Origin of the sequence: Streptomyces cellostaticus (genome assembly GCF_023630175.1) — a bacterium.
GTDB classification, from domain to species: Bacteria; Actinomycetota; Actinomycetes; order Streptomycetales; family Streptomycetaceae; genus Streptomyces; species Streptomyces cellostaticus_A.
In genome coordinates this window covers 1-26,927 of record NZ_JALLIN010000066.1, presented here as the reverse complement: position 1 = coordinate 26,927, position 26,927 = coordinate 1, and the positions used below count along the sequence as shown (strand labels likewise).

The window sequence follows — 26,927 nt, the reverse complement described above, 5'->3', positions numbered from 1 at the left end:
TTCCACGCGGCGGCGGTCGTGGACGACGGTGTCATCGAGACGCTCACCGCGGAGCAGGTGGAGAGCGTGCTGCGCCTCAAGGTGGACGCGACGCGTCACCTGGACGAGCTGACCCGGGACCTTGACCTTTCGGCGTTCGTGCTGTTCTCGTCCTTCGCCGCCACCTTCGGCGCCCCCGGCCAGGGAAACCAGGCACCCGGCAACACCTTCCTGGACGCCTTCGCCGAGTACCGCCGTGCGGCCGGGCTGCCCGCCACGTCCATCGCCTGGGGCCCGTGGGGCGGCTCGCAGGGTGAGGAGAGCGCCGCGGGCGACCGCATGCGCCGGCACGGCATCCTCGCGATGTCCCCCGAGCGGACCCTGGCCTCGTTGCAGCACGTCCTGGACCGTGACGAGACGACCCTGACGGTCGCCGACATGGACTGGAAGCGGTTCACGCTGGCCTTCACCGCCGACCGGGACAGGCCGCTGCTGCTGGAGCTGCCGGAGGCGCGCCGGATCATCGAGACGACCCGGCGCGAGTCCGCCGACGAGCAGGCCGGGGGAGTGGCGCTCGGCCGGCAGCTCGCCGGGCTGCCGGAGGTGGAGCAGCAGCGGTTGCTGCTGGAGCTGGTCCGCACTGCCGTGGCGGCCGTGCTGGGGCACCCGGACCTGTCGGCGGTCGAGGCGGGCCGGGCGTTCAAGGAGCTGGGCTTCGACTCGCTCACCTCGGTCGAGCTGCGCAACCGGCTCGGTGCGGCGAGCGGCCTGAAGCTGCCCGCAAGCCTGGTCTTCGACCACCCGACGCCCGCCGCCGTGGCCACCTTCCTCCGTGCCGGGATCGTCCCGGACGCGGCGGCCGGCGGGGCCCCGCTGCTGGAGGAGCTGGACAAGCTGGAGGCGGTTCTGGAGCGGGGCACGGCCGACAACGTCGTGCGGGCCCGGGTGACCATGCGGCTCCAGTCGCTGCTTGCGAAGTGGAACGAGAGCGAGGACCCGGCGGCCCCGGCTGCGTCGGCGGCCGACGGGAACGGGACGGGGCCGGCCGACCCGGCGGACGGCGTCCTCGACGAGGTCGAACTGCTGCAGGACGCCAGCGACGAGGAACTGTTCGCCTTCATCAACAAGGGGCTGGGTCGCGGCTGACCGGATCGGCCGCGCCCGACCGGATACCGGGCCCCGCGCCTGACCGCAGTCCCGGCCGACCGGATATCCCATGCATTCGTTATTGACGGAACTCCGGTTATTGGTCAGGATGGTCAGCCCCCTGGGCGAATTCACATAGGGCCCCACTGCCCCCTGTGCACCCTGCCATCCAGGGGTGCATAGGGGGCAGTTAGGGGTTGTCGAGAGGATTGGGCGGCGAATAGCCTGCCGCTGATCGGTCGATTCGGTCACGGCTGGGACGACTGAATGCCCGATGTAATTCTCGGCTTTTTCAAAACAGATTCCTATGCCGTCTGCTGCAAATGGGTGGTTGCGTTAAATGGCGAATGAAGAGACGCTGCGGGACTACCTGAAGCTGGTGACGGCGGATCTGCACCAGACGCGTCAGCGGCTGCGTGACGTCGAAGCGAAGAACCAGGATCCCATCGCCATCGTCGGCATGGGCTGCCGCTACCCCGGTGGCATCAGCTCCCCCGAGGAGCTGTGGCAGCTCGTCGTCGACGGCGGTGACGCCATCACCGGCTTCCCCGCCGACCGCGGCTGGGACATGGACACCGTCTACCACCCGGACCCCGAGCACCCGGGCACGAGCTACGCCAACCAGGGCGGTTTCGTCCAGGACTTCGCGCGCTTCGACCCGTCCCTGTTCGGGATATCCCCGCGCGAGGCGCTGGCGATGGACCCGCAGCAGCGGCTGCTGCTGGAGACCTCGTGGGAGGCGTTGGAGCGGGCCGGGATCGATCCGACGTCCATGCGCGGCAAGCAGGTCGGCGTCTTCGTCGGCACCAGCAACCACGACTACCTCACCGCGCTGCTGAGCTCGTCCGAGAACGTGGAGGGCTACCTCGGCACCGGCAACGCGGCGAGCGTCGCCTCCGGCCGGCTCTCCTACACCTTCGGGCTCGAGGGCCCTGCCGTCACCGTCGACACCGCCTGCTCGTCCTCCTCGGTCGCCCTCCACCTGGCCGTGCAGGCGCTGCGCAACGGCGAGTGCTCGCTGGCACTCGCAGGTGGTGCCACCCTGATGTCGGCGCCCGGCACCTTCATCGACTACAGCAAGCAGCGCGGGCTCGCCACCGACGGGCGGTGCAAGGCGTTCTCGCCCGACGCCGACGGGTTCAGCCTCGCCGAGGGCATCGGCATCCTGCTCGTCGAGCGGCTCTCCGACGCCCGCCGCAAGGGGCACCCCGTCCTCGCCGTCATCCGTGGCACCGCCGTCAACCAGGACGGTGCCAGCAACGGCCTGACCGCCCCCAACGGCCCCTCCCAGCAGCGCGTCATCCTCCAGGCCCTCTCCAACGCCCGGCTCACCCCCGACCAGGTCGACGCGGTCGAGGCCCACGGCACCGGAACCGGCCTCGGCGACCCCATCGAGGCGCAGGCCCTCATCGCCACCTACGGCCAGGACCGCCCCGACGGCCGGCCGCTGTGGCTCGGCTCCCTCAAGACCAACATCGGCCACGCCCAGGCCGCCGCCGGTGTCGCGGGCGTCATCAAGAGCGTCATGGCGATGCGCCACGGTGTGCTGCCGCGCACCCTGCACGTGGACGAGCCGACGCCGCACGTCGACTGGTCGGCGGGGGACGTGTCCCTGCTCACCGAGGCGCGGCCGTGGCCGCTGACCGACCAGCCGCGCCGTATCGGCGTCTCGTCGTTCGGTATGAGCGGCACGAACGCCCACATCATCCTGGAGAGCGCGCCGGAGAACGGTGCGGAAAGCGCGTCCGGGAGCGGTGCGGAGGGCGCGCCGGAGACCGCCCCGGCGGCCGCCGACGCGTCGCCCCCGAGCGGGCGGGCGGCCGCCCTGCCCGTGGTCCTGTCCGGCCGGACCGAGGCCGCCCTGCGTTCCCAGGCCGCGGCCCTGCACGCCCACCTCACCACCCGTCCGGGCCTCGGTCTCGCCGACGTCGCCTTCTCGCAGGCACTCACCCGCGCCGCCCTGGACCGCCGGGCCGCCGTCGTCGCCCACGACCGGGACACCCTGATGGCCGGGCTCGCGGCACTCGCCGAGGCCCGCCCCTGCGCCGACGTCTTCGAGGACAGCGCCACCGAGGGCGAACTGGCGTTCCTGTTCACCGGTCAGGGCAGCCAGCGCCTCGGCATGGGACGCGAGCTGTACGAGGCGTATCCGGTGTTCGCGGAGGCGCTGGACGCGGTCTGCGGGCAGTTCGACGCCCGTCTCGTCCGGCCGCTGAAGGACGTCCTGTTCGGGGACGACGGGGCCGTGCTGGATCGGACGGAGTTCGCGCAGCCGGCGTTGTTCGCGGTGGAGGTGGCGCTGTTCCGGCTGCTGGAGTCGTGGGGTGTGAGGCCCGACTTCGTGGCCGGTCATTCGGTCGGTGAGATCGCGGCCGCGCATGTGGCGGGTGTGTTCTCGTTGGAGGACGCGTGCACGCTGGTTGCGGCGCGTGGGCGTCTGATGCAGGCGCTGCCGTCCGGTGGCGTGATGATCGCCGTCGAGGCGTCGGAGGGCGAGGTCCTGCCGCTGCTGACGGACCGGTTGAGCATCGCGGCGATCAACGGGCCGCAGTCGGTCGTGGTCGCGGGTGACGAGTCCGACGCGGTGGCGATCGCCGCTCACTTCGAGGAGCAGGGTCGTAAGACCAAGCGGCTGGCCGTCAGCCACGCGTTCCACTCGCCGCACATGGACGGGATGCTGGAGGACTTCCGTACGGTCGCGGAGTCGATCGCGTACGCGTCCCCGCGCATCCCCCTCGTCTCCCACCTCACCGGCGCCCTGGCCACCGACGAGATCGCCTCGGCCGGGTTCTGGGTACGCCACGTCCGCGACGCCGTCCGCTTCCTCGACGGCATCCGCTGGCTGGAGAGCCGCGGGGTCACCACCTACGTCGAACTCGGCCCCGGCGGCGTCCTGTCCGCCCTCGGCCAGGAGTGCCGGACCGCCACCGGCCCCCGTGCCGCTGCCTTCCTGCCCGCGCTGCGGGCCGGCCGGAGCGAGGTCTGGTCGGTGGCCGCGGCCGTCGCGGGCGCCCATGTGCGCGGCCTGTCCCCGGACTGGGCCGCCCGGTTCGCCGGCACCGGCGCCCGGCGCGTCGACCTGCCGACCTACGCCTTCCAGCGCGAGCTGTACTGGCCGCGCGACCCCTTCACCGACCTGACGGGCCCCGCCGAAGGGGGCGAACTGGGCACCGGGGACGCGAAGTTCTGGGAGGTCGTCGACAGCGAGGACCTCGCCGCGCTCGCCGACACCCTCGGCGTCGACGGGGACGAGCCGCTCAGCAGCGTGCTGCCGGCCCTCTCCGCCTGGCACCGCCGCCACCGCGACCGCGACACCGTGGACGGCTGGCGCTACCGGGTCACCTGGAAGCCGCTCACGGACACGACCTCCGCCCCCCTCACCGGGCACTGGCTGCTCGCCGTCCCCGCCGGACACGCCGACGACCCGTGGGCCACGGCCGCCCGGGCCGCGCTGACCGCCCGCGGCGCCTCCGTCAGCACCGTCGTGCTCGACGCGGCCCTCGACGACCGCGCCGCCATGGCCCGGCACATCGGCGACACCCTCGCGCGGACCGGAGCGACCACCGGGCCCACCCTCGACGCCGAGGCAACTCCCGACCCCGCAGCCACCGCCGCAGAGCCCGAGGCCACCCCCGACGCCGGTGCCGGCGCCGAAGCCGCCTCGCCCGCCGTCGCCCCCGCCGGCGTGCTGTCCCTGCTGGCACTCGACGAGCGGGCCCACCCCGAGGACCCGGCGCTGTCCGCCGGGCTCGCCGCCACCACCGCCCTGGTCCAGGCCCTGGGCGACGCCGGTGTCGACGCCCCGCTGTGGGCCGCCACCCGGGGCGCCGTCTCCACCGGCCGCTCCGACCGGCTCACCGGTGTCACCCAGGCCCAGGTCTGGGGCCTCGGCCGCACCGCGGCCCTCGAAGTCCCGCACCGCTGGGGCGGCCTCGTCGACCTGCCCGAGACGCCCGACGAGCGCGCCACCGGCCGCCTGGCCGACGTCCTGGGCGGCCTCGGTACCGAGGACCACCTCGCCGTACGCTCCACCGGCGTCTTCGTACGCCGACTGGCCCGCGCCCCCCGCGAGGAGCGCCCCGCCACCGAGTGGACCACCACCGGCACCGCCCTGGTCACCGGCGGCACCGGTGCACTCGGCCGGCACGTCGCCCGCCTCCTCGCCACGGCCGGGGCCGACCACCTGCTGCTGGTCAGCAGGCGCGGCCCGGACGCCGAGGGCACCGGCGAACTCGCCGCCGAACTGCGGGAGCTGGGCGCCGAGGTCACCTTCGCCGCCTGCGACGTCGCCGACCACGACGCCGTCGCCGCGCTCCTCGCGGCCGTCCCCGCCGAGCACCCGCTGACCACGGTCGTCCACGCAGCCGGCGTACTCGACGACGGCGTCCTGGACGCCCAGACGCCGGCCCGTCTCGCCGGCGTGCTGCGCCCCAAGGCGCACGCGGCGCACGTCCTGCACGAGCTGACCCGCGACCTGGACCTGTCGGCCTTCGTCCTCTTCTCCTCCGTCGCCGCCGTCTTCGGCGCCGCCGGACAGGCCAACTACGCCGCCGCCAACGCCCACCTCGACGCCCTCGCCGAGCAGCGCCGCGCCGACGGGCTGCCCGCCACCGTCCTCGCCTGGGGCGCCTGGGCCGACGGCGGCATGGCCACCGACGACCTCGTCGCCGAACGCCTCCGGCAGTCCGGCCTGCCCGCCCTCGCGCCCACGACGGCCCTGTCCGCGCTGCGCACGGCACTCACCCTCGACGAGACCGCCTCCGTCGTCGCCGACATCGACTGGCAGCGGCTGGCCCCCGGCCTCACCGCCGTACGCCCCTGCCCCCTGATCGGCGACCTCCCCGAGGCCGTCGAGGCCCTTGCCCAGGCCCAGGGTTCCGCCGCCGGCGAGCCCGGCGGCCCCGCCGACGCCCTCGCCGCGCGTCTCGCGGACGCGACCGCCGACGAACGTGACCGGCTGGTCCTGGACTTCGTCCGCACCCAGGTGGCCGCCGTGCTCGGCCACGCCGGACCGGACTCCGTCGACCCGGCCAGCGCCTTCCGGGACCTCGGCTTCGACTCCCTCACCGCGGTGGAGATCCGTAACCTCCTCACCGCCCGCACCGGCCTGCGGCTGCCCGCGACCCTGATCTTCGACTACCCCAACTCCTTCGCCCTGGCGTCCTTCCTCCAGGACGAACTGCTCGGCTCGCGGGCACCGGACACGGCCCACCGCGCCCCCGCGTCCGCCGGGCCGGCCACCGACGACGACCCGATCGCCATCGTGGCGATGAGCTGCCGTTTCCCCGGCGGCGTGCGCACCCCGGAGGACCTCTGGGAGCTGCTCGTCACCGGCCGCGACGCCATCTCCGGGTTCCCCGCCGACCGCGGCTGGGACCTGGACGGGCTGTACGACCCCGAGTCCGTCGCCGAGAACACCAGTTACGTCCGCGAGGGCGGCTTCCTGGCCGACGCCACCGACTTCGACCCGGCGTTCTTCGGGATCTCGCCGCGTGAGGCGCTGGCGATGGACCCGCAGCAGCGGCTGCTCCTCGAAACGTCCTGGGAGGCCTTCGAGCGGGCCGGCATCGACCCCGCCACCGTGCGGGGCGAGCAGGTCGGCGTCTTCACCGGCACCAACGGCCAGGACTACCTGAACCTCATCCTGGCCGCTCCCGACGGCGTCGAGGGCTTCCTCGGCACCGGCAACGCGGCGAGCGTCGTCTCCGGCCGAGTCTCCTACGTCCTGGGCCTGGAGGGTCCGGCCGTCACCGTCGACACCGCCTGCTCGTCGTCGCTGGTCGCCCTGCACTGGGCCATCCAGGCGCTGCGGCAGGGCGAGTGCACCATGGCGCTGGCCGGCGGTGTGACGGTGATGTCCACCCCCGCCTCCTTCATCGACTTCAGCCGCCAGCGGGGTCTGGCCGACGACGGCCGCATCAAGGCGTTCGCCGCTGCCGCGGACGGTACGGGCTGGGGCGAGGGCGTCGGCATGCTCCTCGTCGAGCGCCTGTCGGACGCCCGCAGGAACGGGCACCCGGTGCTGGCGGTGGTGCGCGGTTCGGCGATCAACCAGGACGGTGCCAGCAACGGCCTGACCGCCCCCAACGGCCCGTCCCAGCAGCGCGTCATCCGCCAGGCCCTCGCCGGTGGCGGCCTCACCACCGCCGACGTCGACGCCGTCGAGGCGCACGGCACCGGCACCACCCTCGGCGACCCCATCGAAGCCCAGGCCCTGCTCGCCACGTACGGCCAGGACCGGCCCGAGGACCGGCCGCTGCTGCTCGGCTCCATCAAGTCGAACCTGGGCCACACCCAGGCCGCCGCCGGCGTGGCCGGGGTGATGAAGATGGTCCTGGCGATGCGGCACGGGGTGCTCCCGCAGACGCTGCACGTGGACGAGCCGACCCCGCACGTCGACTGGACGGCGGGCCGGGTACGCCTGCTGGCCGAGGCACAGGCGTGGCCGGAGACGGGCCGTCCGCGCCGGGCCGGCGTCTCGTCCTTCGGCATCAGCGGGACGAACGCCCACACCATCATCGAGCAGGCCCCGGCCCGGGACGACCTGCCCGAGGACCCGCCTGCCGGCCTCCCGACGCCCCCCGTGGCCACCGGACGCGCCGACGGCCCGCTGCCGTGGCTCGTCTCGGCCAGGAGCCGGGACGCCCTGCGCGACCAGGCCCGCCGGCTCCTCGCCCACGCCACACGTCACCCCGAACTGCGCCCGGTGGACCTGGGCCTGTCCCTGGCGGTCGGCCGCTCGGCGTTCGAACAGCGCGCGGCCGTGGTCGCGGCGGACCGCGAGGGTCTGCTGGCGGGCCTCGCCGCGCTGGCGGACGACGGCACGGCGGCGGGCGTCGTCACCGGCGCGCCGGTCGCCGGGAAGACGGCGTTCCTGTTCACCGGTCAGGGCAGCCAGCGGCCGGGCATGGGCCGGGAGCTGTACGAGGCATTCCCGGCGTTCGCGGACGCGCTGGACGCGGTCTGCGCGCACCTGGACGCCCATCTCGACGTACCGCTGAAGGACGTCCTGTTCGGCGACGACCGGGCCGCACTGGACCGGACGGAGTTCACCCAGCCCGCGCTGTTCGCGGTCGAGGTGGCACTGTTCCGGCTCGTCGAGACCTGGGGCGTGAAGCCGGACTTCCTGGCCGGTCACTCGATCGGGGAGATCGCCGCCGCGCACGTGGCCGGGGTGTTCTCGCTGGAGGACGCGTGCACGCTGGTGGCCGCCCGCGGACGCCTGATGCAGGCGCTGCCCACCGGTGGCGTGATGATCGCCGTCCAGGCCTCGGAGGACGAGGTCCTTGCACTGCTCACCGAGCGGGTCGGCATCGCCGCGCTCAACGGGCCGCAGTCCGTGGTCGTCGCGGGCGACGAGGCCGACGCGGTGGCGATCGCCGAGCACTTCAACGCACAGGGCCGTAGGACCAAGCACCTGAGCGTGAGCCACGCGTTCCACTCGCCGCACATGGACGGGATGCTGGAGGACTTCCGGGCCGTTGCGGAAGGGATCTCGTACGAGGCTCCGCGTGTCGCCGTGGTGTCGAACCTGACCGGTGCGGTCGTCACCGACGAGATGGGCTCGGCGGACTTCTGGGTACGGCACGTCCGCGACGCCGTGCGCTTCCTGGACGGCGTCCGCGCCCTGGAGACCGCCGGGGTCACCACCTACCTCGAACTCGGCCCCGACGGCGTCCTGTCGGCCCTCGCCCAGGACTGCCTGACCGGCGACACCGACACCGCCCCCGTGCTCACGCCCGCGCTGCGCGGCGGCCGGCCCGAGGCCGAGACCGTCACCACCGCCCTCGCCCGGGTCCACGCCCATGGCGTCCCCGTCGACTGGGCGGCGTACTTCGCCGGCACCGGCGCCCGGCGGGTCGACCTGCCCACCTACGCCTTCCAGCGACAGCGCTACTGGCCGGCCGTGTCCTCCCTCCACCTCGGCGACGTCGAGGCGATCGGCCTGGACGACACCGGGCACCCGCTGCTGAGCGCCGGGGTCGCCCTGCCCGAGTCGGACGGCATGGTGTTCGCCGGGCGGCTGGCACTCTCCACGCACCCCTGGCTGGCCGACCACGCCATCCTCGGCAGCGTCCTGCTCCCCGGCACCGCCTTCGTGGAGCTGGCCACCCGCGCCGCTGACCAGCTCGGCTGCGACCACCTCGAGGAGCTGACGCTGGAGGCCCCGCTGGTCCTGCCCGAGCACGGGGGCGTCCAGCTCCGCGTGTGGGTGGGCGCGGCCGAGGAGGACGGGCGCCGCCCGCTCGCCCTGCACTCGCGGGCCGAGGGGCTGGCGGCCGAGGAGCCGTGGACGCGGCACGCCAGCGGTGTGCTCGCCGTGGGCGGGCGCACCCCGGCCGCGTCCGGCCCGGCGGACTGGCCCCCGGCCGGCGCCACCGAGGTGGACCTGGACGGGCGGTACGACCAGCTCGCCGACATCGGGTTCGCCTACGGGCCCGCCTTCCGGGGCCTGCGCACGGCATGGCAGCGGGACGGCGAGGTCTACGCCGAGGTCAGGCTGCCGGAGGGCGCCGAGGACGAGGCCGGCCGGTTCGGCCTGCACCCGGCGCTGCTGGACGCGGCCCTGCACGCCATCGGCCTGGGCGGCATCGGCGCCGACGACGGCCGGGGCAGGCTGCCCTTCGCCTGGTCGGGCGTGTCGCTGCACGCCGGCGGTGCCGCCGCGCTGCGCGTCCGCCTCTCGCCGGCCGGCGCCGAAGGGGTCCGGCTGGAGATCGCCGACGCCTCGGGCGCCCCGGTCGCGACCGTCGAGTCGCTGGGGCTGCGCCCCGTGACGGCCGACCAGCTCCGCGCGGCCGGTACGACCTACCACGAGTCGGTGTTCCGCCAGCAGTGGACGGAGCTGCCCGGCACCGACGCGCACGCGACCGCCCCCGAGGTCCGGTACGCGCTCATCACCGGAACCACCGGCCCCGCGGGCGACGGCTCCGAGCGCCACCCCGGCGCCGACCGGTACCCCGACCTGGCCGCGCTCGCCGCCGCCGTCGACGCCGGGACGGCCGTACCGGACGAGGTGCTCGTCGAGCGTGCGCCGCTGTCCGGCGCCCTCACCGCGCCGGCCGTGCACGCCGCCGCCCACGACGCGCTGGCGCTCGCCCGGGCCTGGCTGGCCGACGAGCGGTTCGCCGCCTCCCGTCTGGTGTTCGTCACCCGCGGGGTGGTCGCGGCCGGCCCGGACGACGACGTCACCGACCTCCCCGCCGCCACGGCGTGGGGCCTGCTGCGGTCCGCGCAGACGGAGAACCCCGGCAGGATCGCGCTCGTCGACACCGACGGACACGACCTGTCCGACCGCGCCCTGCGGGCCGCCCTCGCCTCGGACGAGGAGCGGTTCGCGCTGCGCGCCGGCTCCGTGCGCGTCCCCCGCCTCGCCCGGGTCGAGACCCGGCGGGACGAGCCCGGCCGAGCCCCCGCGTTCGGACCCGGCGGAACGGTTCTGATCACCGGCGCCACCGGTGCGCTGGGCCGGCTCACCGCCCGGCACCTCGTCGCCGAGCACGGCGTGGACCGGCTGCTCCTCGTCGGCCGTCGCGGTGCCGACGCGCCGGGCGCCGCCGAACTCACCGCCGAACTCGCCGGGGCGGGCGCCCACGCGACCTGGGCCGCGTGCGACGTGGCCGACCGGGACGCGCTGGCCGCGCTGCTCGCGGACGTGCCCGCCGAGCACCCGCTGAGCGCCGTCGTCCACACCGCGGGCGTCCTCGACGACGGGGTCATCACCTCGCTGACCCCCGAGCGGCTGTCCACGGTCCTGCGCCCCAAGGTCGACGCGGCCTGGCACCTGCACGAGCTGACCCGCGACCTCGACCTGTCGGCCTTCGTGGTCTTCTCCTCCACCTCCGGCCTCTTCGGCGGCCCCGGACAGGGCAACTACGCCGCCGCCAACTCCTTCCTGGACGCCCTCGCCCAGCACCGCCGCGCCCACGGCCTCCCGGCCACCGCGATGGCCTGGGGCCTGTGGTCCGTCGCCGACGGCATGGCCGGCGCGCTCGACGCGGCCGACGTCAACCGGATGCGCCGGGCCGGACTGCCGCCGCTGACGGCCGCCGACGGACTGGGCCTGTTCGACACGGCCGTCTCCCTCGACGACGCGGCCGTGGCCCTCATGCGGGTCGACACCGAGGCCCTGCGCGCCCAGGCCGCGGCGGGCACCGTCGCGCCCCTGCTGCGCGGGCTCGTCCGCGCGGTGACCCGGCGGACCGTCGACGCCGCCGGGGCCGGCTCCGGTGAGACCGAGCTGCGCCGCCGACTGGCGGGCCTGTCCGCCGCCGAACAGGACCGTGTCCTGCTGGACCTGGTGCGCACCCAGGTCGCCGCGGTGCTGGGCCACGCGGGCCCGGCGGCCGTCGAGTCCGGCCGGGCGTTCAAGGAGCTGGGCTTCGACTCGCTCACCGCCGTGGAGCTCCGCAACCGCCTGAACGCCGCGACCGCCCTGCGCCTGCCCGCCACCCTGATCTTCGACTACCCGGACCCGACCGTCCTCGCCCGTCACCTGCGCGCCGAACTCCTCGGAGACGACTCCGACGCCAGCGCGGCCCGGGCGACCGGCGGCCCCGTCACCGCCGCGGCCGACGACGAGCCCATCGCGATCGTCGCCATGAGCTGTCGCTACCCCGGTGAGGTACGCAGCCCCGAGGACCTGTGGCAGATGCTCACCGCCGGGGCGGACGGCATCACCCGGCTCCCCGAGAACCGCGGCTGGGACACCGAGGGGCTGTACGACCCCGACCCGGAGAGCCAGGGCACGTCCTACGCCCGGGACGGCGGCTTCCTGCACGACGCCGCCGAGTTCGACGCGTCCTTCTTCGGGATCTCACCGCGCGAGGCGCTGGCGATGGACCCGCAGCAGCGCCTGCTGCTGGAGACGACCTGGGAGGCCTTCGAGCGCGCCGGGATCGACCCGGCGACCGTGCGGGGCAGCCGTACCGGCGTCTTCGCGGGCGTCATGTACCACGACTACGGCGCACGCCTGCACGCCGTGCCCGACGGGGTCGAGGGCTACCTCGGCACCGGCAGCTCCAGCAGCATCGTGTCGGGCCGCGTCGCCTACACCTTCGGCCTGGAGGGCCTGGCGGTGACCGTCGACACCGCCTGCTCGTCGTCGCTGGTGGCCCTGCACCTCGCGGCGCAGGCGCTGCGCAACGGCGAGTGCGACATGGCCCTCGCGGGCGGTGTCACCGTCATGTTCACCCCCGGCACCTTCATCGAGTTCAGCCGCCAGCGGGGCCTGGCCGCCGACGGCCGCTGCAAGTCCTTCGCCGCCTCGGCGGACGGCACGGGCTGGGGCGAGGGCGCCGGCATGCTCCTGCTGGAGCGGCTGTCGGACGCCCGCCGCAACGGCCACCAGGTCCTGGCGGTCGTGCGCGGCTCGGCCGTCAACCAGGACGGCGCCAGCAACGGCCTGACCGCCCCCAACGGCCCCTCCCAGCAGCGCGTCATCCGCGCCGCGCTCGCCGACGCCGGGGTCACCGCCGCACAGGTCGACGCCGTCGAGGCGCACGGCACCGGCACCACCCTCGGCGACCCCATCGAGGCCCAGGCCCTCCTCGCCACCTACGGCCGGGAGCACACCGGCGACCAGCCGCTGCTGCTCGGCTCGGTGAAGTCCAACCTCGGCCACACCCAGGCCGCCTCGGGCGTCGCCGGCGTCATCAAGATGGTCATGGCCATGCGCCACGGGCTGCTCCCAAGGACCCTGCACGTCGACGAGCCCACCCCGCACGTCGACTGGTCGGCGGGCGCCGTGTCCCTCCTCACCGAGGCCGTGGAGTGGCCCGAGACCGGCCGCCCGCGCCGCGCCGGCGTCTCCTCGTTCGGCATCAGCGGCACCAACGCGCACGCCATCATCGAGCAGGCCCCCGAGCCGGACCCCGCACCGGCCTCGCCGGAACCCGACGCCAACGCCGGGCGGGTACCCGTCCCGCTGCTGGTCTCGGCCCGCGGCGAGGACGCGCTGCGCGCCCAGGCCCGCCGCCTCCACGCCCACGTCCACGCCGACCCCGGGCTGCGCACCGTCGACCTGGGACTGTCCCTGGCGACCACCCGCTCGGCACTGGAACAGCGGGCCGCGCTGCTCGCCGGGGACCGCGCCGAACTGCTGCGCGGCCTGAACGCCCTGGCGCGCGGCGAGGACTCGCCGGGACTCGTCCGCGGCACCGCCCGCGAGGGCCGCACGGCCTTCCTCTTCACCGGCCAGGGCAGCCAGCGGCCGGGCATGGGACGCGAGCTCCACGGGACGTACCCCGCCTTCGCGCGGGCGCTGGACGAGGTCTGCGCCGAACTGGACCGGCACCTCGACACACCGCTGAAGGACGTCCTGTTCGGCGACGACCGGGCCGCGCTGGACCGGACGGAGTTCACCCAGCCCGCGCTGTTCGCGGTCGAGGTGGCACTGTTCCGGCTCGTCGAGTCGTGGGGCCTGACGCCGGACTTCCTCGCCGGCCACTCGATCGGCGAGATCGCCGCCGCGCACGTGGCGGGCGTGCTCTCCCTCCAGGACGCCGGCGAACTGGTCGCCGCCCGCGGGCGCCTGATGCAGGCGCTGCCGACCGGTGGCGTGATGATCGCGGTGCAGGCGTCGGAGGACGAGGTCCTCCCGCTGCTCACCGAACGGGTCGGCGTCGCCGCGATCAACGGGCCGCAGTCCGTGGTCGTCGCGGGCGACGAGGCCGACGCGGTGGCGATCGCCGAGCACTTCGAGGTCCAGGGCCGCAAGACCAAGCGCCTCAGCGTGAGCCACGCGTTCCACTCGCCGCACATGGACGGCATCCTCGCCGACTTCCGCAAGGTCGCCGAGGGGCTGGTCTACGGGACGCCCCGCATCCCCGTCGTCTCCAACCTGACCGGCGCGCTCGTCACCGACGACATGGCGTCCGCCGACTTCTGGGTACGCCACGTCCGCGAGGCGGTCCGCTTCCTCGACGGCGTCCGCACCCTCGAAGCCGAGGGCGTCACCACCTACCTCGAACTCGGCCCCGACGGCGTCCTGTCCGCCCTCGCCGAGGAGTGCCTGACCGGCGACACCGACGCGGTCCTCGTGCCCGCGCTGCGCACCGGCCGCCCCGAGGCCGTCACGCTGACGGCCGCCCTCTCCCGCGTCCACGTCCAGGGCGTCCCGGTCGACTGGGACGCGTACTACGCGGGGACCGGCGCCCGGCGGGTCGAGCTGCCCACCTACGCCTTCCAGCGCAAGCGCTACTGGCTCGACGTGGGCGTGTCCACCGAGGACGTGATGGCGGCGGGCCTGGAGACGGACGGCCACCCACTGCTCGGCGCCACCGTCGAACTGCCCGCCTCCGGCGGACTGGTCCTCACCGGACGCCTCGCGCTGTCCACCCACCCCTGGCTCGCCGACCACACGGTCATGGACACCGTCCTGCTGCCCGGCACCGCCTTCGTCGAACTGGCCCTGCGGGCCGGTGAACAGTCCGGCTGCGACACCCTCGACGAGCTGGCCATCGAAGCCCCGCTCACCCTGCCCGACCAGGGCGCGGTCCAGCTCCGGCTCGCCGTCGACGCACCGGACGACTCCGGGCGCCGGACGCTGACCCTGCACTCCCGCCGCGCCGACGCCCCGGCCGACGAGCCCTGGACCCGGCACGCCACCGGTGTGCTCGCCCGGACCGCGCCCACGCGCGCCGCCGACCTGGCCCAGTGGCCGCCGGCCGGGGCCGAGCCCGTCCCCACCGACGGCTTCTACCCGGCGGCGGCAGCGGCCGGGCTCGGCTACGGGCCCGCCTTCCAGGGACTGAGCGCCGTCTGGAGGCGCGGCGACGAACTGTTCGCCGAGGTCACCCTCGACGAGGCCCACGAGGCCGACGCCGCCGCCTACGGGGTGCACCCGGCACTGCTCGACGCCGCCCTGCACGCCCTGGGCCTCGGCACCCCCGGCGCGTCCACCGACGCCCCGGCCGAAGGGGCCCGACTGCCCTTCGCCTGGACCGGTGTACGGCTGCACGCGTCCGGAGCCGCCGGGCTCCGCGTCCGGCTCACCGCCGCCGGGCCCGGCGGCGTCGCCCTGGACGTCGCCGACTCCACCGGCGCGCCGGTGGCCTCCGTCGACTCCCTGGTCCTCCGGCCCGTCACGGCCGAGCAGCTGGGCCGGGACGCAGCGGCCACGCACCACGAGTCGCTGTTCGGCGTCGAGTGGACCACGCAGGCCCTGCCCGCCGGGACCATCCCGGCCGGGGAGCGCTGGGCCGTGCTCGGCGCCGACGCGCCCGACCTCAGGGTCGGGGGCGAACGGCTCGACGCGTACGCGGGCCTCACCGAGCTGCGCGCCGACCTCGCGGCGGGCGCCACGGCACCCGACGTCGTCGTCGTCCCCCTGCCCCCCGGTGCCCCGGGCGCAGACCCGGCCGCGGCCGCCAGGACGGCCGCGCACCAGGCGCTCGCCCTGGTCCAGGAGTGGCTGGCCGAGGAACGCCTCGACGGCGCCCGGCTGGTGGTCCTGACCCGGGGCGCGGTCGCCGCCGCCCCCGGCGAGCGGGTCGCGGACCTGATCCACGCGCCCGTGTGGGGCCTGGTGCGGTCCGCGCAGTCGGAGAACCCCGGCCGGTTCGTCCTGGCGGACACCGACGGCGCCGAGGCGTCCTTCGGGGCCCTGGCCGCCGCGCTCGGCACCGACGAGCCGCAGCTCGCGCTGCGGGCCGGCGAGGCACGCGCCTTCCGGCTGCGCCGTATCGCCAGGGCCGCCGACACGACGGCCGACTCCGAAACGGCCTCCGCCGGAGCCTTCGCCGGGTCGTCGGCGTACGGTGCCGGGGGGACGGTGCTGGTGACCGGTGCGACCGGTACGCTCGGTCGGCTGGTGGCCCGTCATCTGGTGGCCGAGCACGGTGTGCGGCACCTGCTGCTGCTCAGCCGCCGGGGCGACCAGGCGCCGGGCGCGGCCGAACTGGCCCGTGAACTGGCCGAGTCGGGTGCGGGGGTGACCTGGGCGGCGTGTGACGCGGCCGACCGGCAGGCCCTGGCGGCGGTCCTCGCCGCCGTGCCCGGGGACCGTCCGCTCACGGCCGTCGTCCACACCGCCGGCGTCCTCGACGACGGCATCATCGACTCCCTCACCCCCCGGCGCCTGGACACCGTCCTGCGCCCCAAGGTCGACGCGGCATGGAACCTGCACGAGCTGACCGAGGGTCACCCCCTCACCGCGTTCGTGCTCTTCTCCTCCGTCGCCGGCTGCTTCGGCGCCGCCGGCCAGGGCAACTACGCCGCCGCCAACAGCTACCTGGACGCCCTCGCCCAGCACCGGCGCGCCCGCGGACTGCCCGGCCTGTCACTGGCCTGGGGCCTGTGGGCCGCCGCAGACGGCATGGCCGGCGCCTTGGACGACACCGACCTGGCCCGCATGGCCCGTAGCGGGGTGACCGCGCTCGCACCCCACGAGGGCCTCGCGCTGTTCGACACCGCCCACACGCTGGACGACGCCGTCCTCGCACCCATGCGGACCGAACCGGCGGCGCTGCGCGCCCAGGCCGCCGACGGCACCCTGCCGCCGCTGCTGCGCGGCCTGGTGCGCACCCCCGCGCGCCGCGCCGCCGACTCCGGGACGCGCACCGCGAACCGGCACGCCACGGATCCGGCCGGCTCCCTCGCGGAGCGCCTCGCGGGTCTGGCGCCCGCCGAACGCGACCAGGCGCTCATGGAGCTGGTCCGCGGCCAGGTGGCCGCCGTGCTCGGCCACTCCGACGCGGACGACGTCGACGCCGGCCGGGGCTTCCTCGACCTCGGCTTCGACTCGCTGACGGCGGTCGACCTGCGCAACCGGCTCACGGCGCACAGCGGACTGCGGCTCCCCGTCACGCTGATCTTCGACTACCCGACCCCCGCCGCGCTCGCCGCGTACCTCGGCGAGCGGCTCGGCCAGGGCGACCCGTCCCGCCGGCCCGTCCACGCGGAACTCGACAAGCTCGAATCGATCCTCTCGACGGTCGCCCCCGACGACGTCGAACGCGCGGGCATCACCGCCCGGCTGCGAGACCTTCTGGCGAAGTGGAATGAAACGCACAGTGCACAGGACAGCACCGCCCACGAGCGGGAAATCCAGTCCGCGACGGCCGACGAGATCTTCGATCTCCTCGACGACGAACTGGGGCTGTCCTGACCGGCTCCAGGACGCACCGCACCGCGGCTCCCTCCTTCCGAACCACCGGCTCCGCGCGAGCTTTCCGACTCTGACCACGGGGATGGCGTAAATGGTGAACGAGGAGAAGTACCTCGATTACCTCAAGCGGGCGACGACCGACCTCCGCGAGGCACGACGACGGCTGCGCGAGGTGGAGGAGCGGGAGCAGGAGCCGATCGCGGTCGTCGCGATGAGCTGCCGCTACCCCGGCGGCATCGACACCCCCGAACGGCTCTGGGACCTCGTCGCCCGGGGCGGCGACGCCGTCACCCCCTACCCCACGGACCGGGGCTGGGACGACGAGGTCCTCTTCGACCCCGACCCCGAGTCCGGCATCGAGGCGTACGAACGGGTCGGCGGGTTCCTCCACGACGCCGCCGAGTTCGACGCCGCGTTCTTCGGGATCTCGCCCCGCGAGGCCCTGGCCATGGACCCGCAGCAGCGGCTGCTGCTGGAGACCTCGTGGGAGGCCGTCGAACGGGCCGGGATCGACCCGGCGGGCCTCCGCGGCAGCCGTACCGGCGTCTTCGCCGGACTGATGTACCACGACTACGCCGCACGGCTGTTCAGCGTGCCCGAGGAGGTCGAGGGATTCCTCGGCAACGGCAGCTCCGGCAGCATCGCCTCCGGCCGCGTCGCCTACACCCTTGGGCTCGAGGGCCCCGCCGTCACCATCGACACCGCCTGCTCCTCCTCGCTCGTCGCCGTCCACCTGGCCGTCCAGGCACTGCGCAACGGCGAGTGTGCGCTCGCCCTCGCCGGCGGCGTCACCGTCATGTCCACCCCCGGCACCTTCACCGAGTTCAGCCGCCAGCGCGGCCTGGCCGGCGACGGCCGCTGCAAGTCCTTCGCCGCCGCCGCCGACGGTACGGGCTGGGGCGAGGGCGCCGGCATGCTCGTCCTGGAACGGCTCTCCGAGGCCCGCCGCAACGGCCACCCCGTCCTCGCGCTGGTCCGGGGCTCCGCCGTCAACCAGGACGGTGCCAGCAGCGGCCTGACCGCCCCCAACGGCCCCTCCCAGCAGCGCGTCATCCGCCAGGCCCTCGCCGGGGCGCGCCTGTCGGCCACCCAGATCGACGCCGTGGAGGCCCACGGCACCGGCACCACCCTCGGCGACCCCATCGAGGCCCAGGCCCTCCTCGCCACCTACGGCCAGGACCGCCCCGACGGCCGGCCGCTGTGGCTCGGCTCCATCAAGTCGAACCTGGGCCACACCCAGGCCGCCGCCGGTGTCGCCGGCATCATCAAGATGGTCATGGCGATGCGCCACGGCGTCCTCCCGCGGACCCTGCACGTCGACGCACCGACCCCGGACGTCGACTGGAGCGAAGGCGCCGTCTCCCTGCTCACCGAGCCGGTGCCCTGGCCCGAGACCGGCGCGCCCCGCAGAGCGGGCGTGTCCTCGTTCGGCATCAGCGGCACCAACGCCCACACCATCCTCGAACAGGCCCCCGACGCCGACGAGCCCGCGGAAACCGCTGCCGCCGCCACCGCGCCCCGCGTACCGCCGCTCTGGGTCCTCTCCGCCAGGACCCCGGCCACCCTCCGCGGCCAGGCGCGCAAGCTCCGCGCGCACCTGGCCGCCCACCCCGGCCACCGCGCCGGCGACACGGCCCTCTCCCTCGCCACCGGGCGCACCGCCTTCGACCACCGCGCGGTCCTGACGGCCCCCGACCAGGCGGGTCTCACCGCCGCGCTGGACGCCCTCGCCGCGCTCGACCCCGAAGGCACGGCCGCCCCCGCCGCCCCGGGCGTCACCCTCGGCCGCCCGGTCGCCGGCAAACTGGCGTTCCTGTTCACCGGTCAGGGCAGCCAGCGCCTCGGCATGGGACGCGAGCTGTACGAGGCGTATCCGGTGTTCGCGGAGGCGCTGGACGCGGTGTGTGCGCGGCTTGATCTGCCGCTGAAGGATGTGCTGTTCGGCGACGACCGAGCCGCGCTGGATCGGACGGAGTTCGCGCAGCCGGCGTTGTTCGCGGTGGAGGTGGCTCTGTTCCGGCTGCTGGAGTCGTGGGGCGTGAGGCCCGACTTCGTGGCCGGTCATTCGGTCGGTGAGATCGCCGCTGCGCATGTGGCGGGTGTGTTCTCGCTGGAGGACGCGTGCACGCTGGTTGCGGCGCGTGGGCGTCTGATGCAGGCGCTGCCGTCCGGTGGCGTGATGATCGCGGTGGAGGCGTCGGAGGACGAGGTCCTGCCGCTCCTGACGGACCGGGTGAGCATCGCGGCGATCAACGGTCCGCAGTCGGTCGTGGTCGCGGGTGACGAGTCCGACGCGGTGGTCATTGCCGAGCACTTCAACGCACAGGGTCGTAAGACCAAGCGGCTGGCCGTCAGCCACGCGTTCCACTCGCCGCACATGGACGGGATGCTGGAGGACTTCCGTACGGTCGCGGAGTCGATCGCGTACGCGTCCCCGCGCATCCCTCTCGTCTCCCACCTCACCGGCGCCCTGGCCACCGACGAGATCGCCTCGGCCGGGTTCTGGGTACGCCACGTCCGCGACGCCGTCCGCTTCCTCGACGGCATCCGCACCCTCGCCGACCGCAACGTCGCGCACTACATCGAACTCGGTCCGGACGGCGTCCTGTCCGCGCTGGCCCAGGCCTGCCCCACCGGCGACACCGCCGCCCTCGTGCCCCTCCTCCGCCGGGGCCGCCCCGAGACCGAGACCCTCACCGGCGCACTGGCCCGGCTCCACGTCCGCGGGGTGAGCGTCGACTGGGCCGCCTACTACGCGGGCACCGGCGCCCGGCGCGTCGACCTGCCCACGTACGCCTTCCAGCGCGAAACGTACTGGCTCGACGCGGGCCGGCCCCTCGGCGACGTGTCGGCGGCCGGACTCGGCAGCGCGGGACACCCGCTGCTCGGCGCCACCGTGGCGCTCGCCGGCACGGACGGCTTCCTCTGCACCGGCCGCCTCTCCCTCGACACTCACCCGTGGCTCGCCGACCACGCCGTCATGGGGTCCGTGGTCCTGCCCGGTACCGCGTTCGTCGAACTGGCCGTACGCGCCGGGGACCAGGTCGGCTGCGACCACCTCGACGAACTGACGCTCCACGCCCCGCTCGTCCTGCCCGAGCACGGTGGCGTCCAGGTCCAGCTCTGGGTCGGCGCCCCGGACGCCACTGGCCGCCGCTCCCTCACCGTGCACTCCCGCCCCGAACCCGTCACGGACGAGGCCGGGCCCGGCGCCGGAGACGCGGCACCGTGGACCAGGCACGCCGACGGCGTCCTCGCCACCGGCACCCCGGGCCCGTCCTTCGCCCCCGACGTCTGGCCCCCGGCCGACGCCACCCCCCTGCCCGTGGAAGACCTGTACGCCGGTCTCGCCGAGGCCGGCCTCGCGTACGGGCCCGCCTTCCGGGGCGTCCGCGCGGCCTGGCGCGGCCGGGACGCCGCCTACGCGGAGATCGAGCTGGACACCGAACAGAGCGCCGACGCCGCCCTGTTCGCCCTGCACCCCGCGCTGCTCGACGCGGCGCTGCACACCATCGGCCTGGCCGGACTGGTCGAGGGCACCGGCCGGGGAAGGCTGCCGTTCTCCTGGACGGGCGTCACCCTGCACGCCGTGGGTGCCACCGTGCTCCGCGTACGGCTGACGCAGGCCGGACCCGACGCCGTGTCCGTCGCGCTGGCCGACGGCGCCGGACAGCCCGTCGCCGACATCGCCTCGCTCGCCCTGCGCACGGTCTCCCCGGCCGAGCCGGGCCCCGCCGCGAACGGCCTCCACGACGCCCTGTTCCGCGTGGACTGGACCCCGCTCACGCTCCCCGACGCGCCCGCGCCCGCGCACGCCCGGCGCTGGGCGGTGCTCGGCGCGCCGCCGACCGCCACGGACACCCAGGACGAGGAGGTGGCCCCCGGGTCCCTCGCGCCCGGCCGGTACGTCACCCACCACACGGACCTGGCCGAGCTGACCGAGGCCCTCGACGCGGGCACCCCCGCGCCGGACGCCGTCCTCGTCCCGCACCCGCGACCGTCCGCGCTCACCCCCGGGGCGGTCCACGAGGCCGCACACCGGGCGCTCGGCCTCCTGCGGCGCTGGACGGCCGACGACCGGCTCGCCGACACCCGGCTCGTCCTGCTCACGCACGGCGCCGTCGCCGCCACCACCGGCGACCGGGTGCCCGACCCGGTGCACGCGGCGGTCTGGGGCCTGGTGCGCTCCGCACAGGCCGAACACCCGGGCCGCTTCGTCCTCGTGGACGCCGACCCCACCGGTCCCGTCGACCCCGCGACGCTGGACGCCCTGCTCGCGACCGACGAGCCGCTACTCGCCCTGCGCGACGGCACGGCGCGCGCACCCCGACTCGCCAGGGTCCCCGCCGGAGCCTTCGCCGGGTCGTCGGCGTACGGTGCCGGGGGGACGGTGCTGGTGACCGGTGCGACCGGTACGCTCGGTCGGCTGGTGGCCCGTCATCTGGTGGCCGAGCACGGTGTGCGGCACCTGCTGCTGCTCAGCCGCCGGGGCGACCAGGCGCCGGGCGCGGCCGAACTGGCCCGTGAACTGGCCGAGTCGGGTGCGGGGGTGACCTGGGCGGCGTGTGACGCGGCCGACCGGCAGGCCCTGGCGGCGGTCCTCGCCGCCGTGCCCGGGGACCGTCCGCTCACGGCCGTCGTCCACACCGCCGGCGTCCTCGACGACGGCATCATCGACTCCCTCACGCCCGAACGCCTCTCGGCCGTCCTGCGCCCCAAGGCCGACGCGGCCCTCAACCTCCACGAACTGACCCGCGGTCTCGACCTGGCCGACTTCGTCCTCTTCTCCTCCGCCGCCGGCGTCTTCGGCGCTCCCGGCCAGGCCAACTACGCCGCCGCCAACAGCTTCCTCGACGCCCTCGCCCAGCACCGGCGCGCCCACGGACTGCCCGGCCGGTCGCTCGCCTGGGGCCTGTGGGAGGACACCGACGGCATGGCCGGCGCCCTGGACCGGGCCGACCTCGACCGGATGAAGCGCGGCGGCGTCCACGGCCTCACCGCCGACGAGGGCCTCGCGCTCCTCGACCTCGCCCACGCCCTGGACACGGCCGAGGACCACCCCGCGACCCCGGCTCCCGGAATGGGCCTGCTCGTCCCCATGCGGCTCACCCTCCCCGCCGCCACCCCCGGGACGGACGTACCCCCGCTGCTGCGCGGGCTGGTCCGCGCACCCGCCCGCCGTGCCGCCGCCGCGCGCGGCACCACGGACCTCTCCGCCCTGGAACAGCGGCTCGGCGGCCTCGACGCGCCCGAGCGGGAGCGGCTGCTCCTCGACCTGGTCCGCACCCACGTCGCCGACGTACTCGGCCATGGTTCCCCCGGCGCCATCGACCCCGAACACGCCTTCACCGACCTGGGCTTCGACTCCCTCACGGCGGTAGAACTGCGCAACCGCCTCGGTGCCGCCACCGGCCGGCGCCTGCCCGCCACCCTGGTCTTCGACCACCCGACCACGCTCGCCCTCGCCCGGCACCTGACCGCCGAACTCGGCGGCACCGGGAACACCCCCGCCGCCACCGGACCCGCGCCCGCCGCCGTCGACGACCCGATCGCGATCGTGGCCATGAGCTGCCGCTTCCCCGGCGGCGTCACCAGCCCCGAGGAACTGTGGCGGCTCCTGGAGCGCGGCGGCGACGCCATCTCCGGCTTCCCCACCGACCGCGGCTGGGACGTCGAGGGCCTCTACCACCCCGACCCGGACCACCCCGGCACCTCGTACACCCGCCACGGCGGCTTCCTCCACGACGCCGCCGCCTTCGACCCGACGTTCTTCGGCATCTCCCCCCGCGAGGCCGTCGGCACCGACCCCCAGCAGCGGCTCCTCCTGGAGACCACCTGGGAGGCCTTCGAACGGGCCGGTATCGACCCGGCGACCGTGCGCGGCAGCCGGACCGGCGTCTTCGCCGGCGTGATGTACCACGACTACGCCGCCCTGCTGGAAGGCTCGGCCGGGGGAGCGGAAGGCTCCCTCGGCTCGGGCAGCACCGGCAGCATCGCCTCGGGCCGGGTCTCCTACACCTTCGGGCTCGAAGGCCCCGCCGTCACCATCGACACCGCCTGCTCGTCGTCCCTGGTCGCCCTGCACATGGCGATCCAGGCGCTGCGCACCGGCGAGTGCGACATGGCGCTGGCCGGAGGCGTCACCGTCATGGCCACCCCCGGCACCTTCGTCGGCTTCAGCCGCCAGCGCGGACTGTCCGCCGACGGCCGCTGCCGGGCCTTCGCGGCGGCCGCGGACGGTACGGGGTGGGGCGAGGGCGTCGGCATGCTGCTCGTGGAGCGGCTGTCGGACGCGCGTGCCAACGGGCACCCGGTGCTTGCGGTCGTGCGGGGCTCGGCGATCAACCAGGACGGTGCGAGCAACGGGCTCACGGCCCCCAACGGTCCCTCGCAGCAGCGTGTGATCCGTGCCGCGCTCGCGAGTGCCGGTCTGTCGGCGGCCGACGTGGACGCGGTCGAGGCGCACGGTACGGGTACGACGCTGGGTGACCCGATCGAGGCGCAGGCGCTCCTCGCCACCTACGGCCAGGGGCGTACGGACGACCGTCCGCTGCTCCTCGGCTCCATCAAGTCGAACCTGGGCCACACCCAGGCCGCCGCCGGTGTCGCCGGCGTCATCAAGATGGTCCTGGCCATGCGCCACGGGATGCTCCCGCCGACCCTGCACGCCGAACGGCCGACCCAGCACGTCGACTGGTCCGAAGGCGCGGTCACCCTGCTCACCGAGCCGGTGCCGTGGCCGGAGACCGGTCGCCCGCGCCGGGCGGGCGTGTCGTCGTTCGGCATCAGCGGGACCAACGCCCACACCATCATCGAACAGGCCCCGCAGGAGACCGCCCCGGACGACACCGCGGGCACCGCCGGGACCGTTCCGGGCGCACCCGCCCCCAACGTCCCGCTGCCCCTGCTGCCCTTGCGGATCTCGGGCCGCAGCGCCGACGCCCTCTCCGCCCAGGCCCGCGCCCTGCGCGCCCACCTGGCGGCCCACCCCGACACGCCCCTCGCGGACGCGGCCCATTCGCTCGCCACGGGACGGGCGCTGTTCGACCACCGCGCCGTCGTCCTCGCGACGGACGCCGCCACCGCGGTCACCGCCCTCGACGCCCTCGCCGACGACCGGGCGGCTACCACCCCCGGACCGGTCCGGGGCACGGCGGCCAAGGGCACCCGCACGGCGTTCCTGTTCACGGGGCAGGGCAGTCAGCGGCTGGGTATGGGCCGGGAGTTGTACGAGGCCTTCCCGGTGTTCGCGGAGGCGCTGGACGCGGTGTGCGCCCACCTGGACCTTCCCCTGCTGGACGTGTTGTTCGGCACGGACGGCGAGGTGCTGGATCGTACGGAGTTCGCGCAGCCGGCGTTGTTCGCGGTGGAGGTGGCTCTGTTCCGGCTGCTGGAGTCGTGGGGCGTGACGCCGGACTTCGTGGCGGGGCATTCGGTCGGTGAGATCGCGGCCGCGCATGTGGCGGGTGTGTTCTCGCTGGAGGACGCGTGCACGCTGGTTGCGGCGCGTGGGCGTCTGATGCAGGCGCTGCCGTCCGGTGGCGTGATGGTCGCGGTGCAGGCGTCGGAGGACGAGGTCCTGCCGCTGCTCACCGAGCGGGTCAGCATTGCGGCGATCAACGGGCCGCAGTCGGTCGTGGTCGCGGGCGACGAGGCCGACGCGGTGGTCGTTGCCGAGCACTTCAACGCACAGGGTCGTAAGACCAAGCGGCTGGCCGTCAGTCACGCGTTCCACTCGCCGCACATGGACGGGATGCTGGAGGACTTCCGTACGGTCGCGGAGTCGATCGCGTACGAGGCTCCGCGTATCGCGGTCGTGTCGAACCTGACCGGCGCCCTGGTGACGGACGAGATGGGGTCGGCGGACTTCTGGGTGCGGCACGTCCGCGAGGCCGTCCGCTTCCTGGACGGCGTGCGCTTCCTGGATGCCGCAGGGGTCACCACGTACCTCGAACTCGGCCCGGACGGCGTCCTGTCGGCCCTGGCTCAGGACTGCCTGCCCGGTGAGGCGGACGCGGCGGTCTTCGCGCCCGCCCTCCGAGCCGGCCGGCCCGAGGCCGAGACCCTGAACACCGCCCTCGCCCAGGCCCACGTCCACGGCATGCCCGTCGACTGGAACGCCTACTTCGCCGGCACGGGTGCCCGGCGCGTCGACCTGCCGACGTACGCCTTCCAGCGCGAGCGCTACTGGCCCGAGACGGGCACCCCGCTGCCCGGCGACGCCCACGGGCTCGGGCTGGCCACGGCGGGGCATCCGCTGCTGGGCGCGGCCGTCGCGCTCGCGGACTCCGACGAGCGCGTGTTCACCGGCCGGCTCTCGCTGCGGACACACCCCTGGCTGGCCGACCACGCCGTCCTGGGCTCGGTCCTGCTCCCCGGCACGGCACTCGTCGAACTGGCCCTGCACGCGGGCGAACACGCCGGCAGCCCGGCCCTGGACGAGCTGACCCTCCAGGCACCGCTGATCCTCCCGGAGACGGGCACGGTCCAGGTCCAGGTCGTGGTCGGCTCTCCCGACGGCTCCGGCCGCCGCCCTGTGGCCGTCCACTCGCGCCCCGACGCCGAGGACGGATCGTGGGTCCGCCACGCCGACGGACTCCTCTCGGACGACCTCCGGGACGCGGGCGCCGACCTCGGTGCGTGGCCCCCCGCCGACGCGGCCCCGGTGCCGGTGGAGAACGTGTACGACCTCCTCGACGCGTCCGGCCTCGCCTACGGGCCCCTGTTCCAGGGGCTGCGGGCGGCCTGGCGGCGCGACGGCGAGCTGTTCGCCGAGCTCGCCCTGCCCGACGGGGCCCGGACCGACGCCGGTTCCTTCGGACTGCACCCCGCCCTGCTCGACTCGGCGCTGCACGCCCTGGCCCTCGGCGATCTGCTGACGGGCCCCGAGGAAGACGCGGCCGACGGTGGCGCGCGCCTCCCGTTCGCCTGGAGCGGTGTACGGCTGCACGCGGCCGGTGCCTCGGCGGTACGGGTCCGGCTCGCTGCCGCCGGCCCCGGCACGGTGTCCCTGGAACTGGCGGACGCGGCCGGCGACCCCGTCGCCTCGGTGGACGCGCTGACCCTGCGGGAGGTTTCGGCCGAGCAGATCGGCGCCGCGCGCGGTGGTCACCAGGAGTCCCTGTACCGGATCGACTGGACCGAACTCCCGGCCGGCCGTGCGGCGGAGCCGACGGCAACCGTGCCGGCGGTGCTCGGCACGGAGGTGCCGGGGCTGGAAGCCGTCCCGTACGCCGACCTCACGGCCCTCGCCGACGCGGGTGCCGACGTGCCGGAGCTGGTGTTCGTCGGCTCCGGCCCGAGCACGGGGACCGGGGCGGCCGGTGGCGCGCTGCCGCACGCCGTGCACGAGCGCGCTTCCGCCGCGCTCGCCCTCGTACGAGCCTGGCTCGCCGACGAAAGGTTCGCTGACGCCCGGCTGGTGTTCGTGACGCACGGGGCGATGACGACCGGTCCCTCCGAGCCCGTCCGCGATCTCGCGGGTGCGGCGGTGTGGGGCCTGGTCCGGTCCGCCGGCACGGAGCACCCCGGCCGATTCGGCCTGGTCGACCTCGACGCCGACACGGACGCCGACGGGCAGGGCCTGCCCGGGCAGGCGGCGGCGGCCCTGGCGGCGGGTGAGCCGGAGGTGGCGGTCCGGGGCGGTGTGGTGTTGGTGCCGAGGCTGGTGCGGGCGGCTGTCGCGGGCTTCGAT

At 75.2% G+C, this 26,927-nt stretch carries 3 protein-coding genes; all 3 read left to right on the top strand.

Annotated elements, in window-relative coordinates; all coding sequences use genetic code 11:
• Positions 1-1,125 (top strand): beta-ketoacyl reductase (locus MXD57_RS29255; RefSeq protein ID WP_250405192.1); only part of this gene is annotated, 1,125 nt, incomplete at its 5' end.
• Positions 1,126-1,465: 340 nt separating this feature from the next.
• Positions 1,466-17,233, top strand: coding sequence for a type I polyketide synthase (locus MXD57_RS29250; RefSeq protein WP_250405191.1), 15,768 nt, complete (start codon positions 1,466-1,468; stop codon positions 17,231-17,233).
• A 91-nt stretch (positions 17,234-17,324) separates the two neighbouring features.
• On the top strand, positions 17,325-26,927 hold a 9,603-nt coding region (locus MXD57_RS29245), incomplete at its 3' end, for a type I polyketide synthase (protein WP_250405190.1).

What these genes read in the sequence shown, in the direction of transcription:
- MXD57_RS29250 (WP_250405191.1), top strand. Translation starts at nt 1,466, where the DNA reads ATGGCGAATGAAGAGACGCTGCGGGACTACCTGAAGCTGGTGACGGCG.